This window comes from Vibrio sp. D173a (assembly GCF_030248475.1).
The window spans coordinates 1-544 of sequence record NZ_JAHGAH010000863.1 but is presented as its reverse complement, the minus strand read 5'-3'; the positions used below and the strand labels follow the sequence as shown (position 1 = coordinate 544).

General features: G+C 43.0%; 2 protein-coding genes. One reads left to right on the top strand and one right to left on the bottom strand.

Going from position 1 to position 544, the window contains the following annotated elements; genetic code table 11:
- The coding region (locus KIV40_RS29870) for an osmotically inducible protein OsmC (RefSeq protein WP_285352889.1) at positions 1-113 on the bottom strand (113 nt) is incomplete at its 3' end.
- A 218-nt stretch (positions 114-331) separates the two neighbouring features.
- On the opposite strand from KIV40_RS29870, the gene KIV40_RS29865 reads away from it, so the two are divergent.
- On the top strand, positions 332-544 hold a 213-nt coding region (locus KIV40_RS29865; protein ID WP_285352888.1), incomplete at its 3' end, for a peptide-methionine (S)-S-oxide reductase.

Sequence of the window (544 nt, the reverse complement as noted above, 5' to 3'; positions counted from 1 at the left end):
TCCATTGGGCTAGGAGCCGTGGCGCCACCGCTGCCATCCATTACGATAGAGTGACCAGACTGAGATTGACCTAGAAACTTAAAGCCTTCTACCCATTTTACTTCTGCTTTCATGTTTTTCCTTAATCGAGTGGCAAGCACTCATCATGGTTCAATAACAAAGTATCAGCCACCCTACTACCGGTTGTTTTGAAGCGCAAGCTGAGCTTTTACCACTACACCATTTCACCTTCATAATATTTTTTTCGTGAATAGTGCAATTTTTTTCATCAAAGTCCTGTCTCTATTCGTACATTCAGCATCGAATGAGTAAACGTCAAGATGAGGTATCTATGAAGAAATTATCTAAAATATTGGTTTCACTCGTGGTGACACTACCACTGCTTTCGTTACTTGTTAGCCAAACAGGCACAGCCAATACAATGGATAAAGCAGCGCACTCTGGTGAAACCAAAGTGGCGACTTTAGCTGGGGGGTGTTTCTGGTGTACCGAGTCCGACCTTGAAAAACTCAATGGTGTTATTGATGTTGTCTCGGGTTACTCG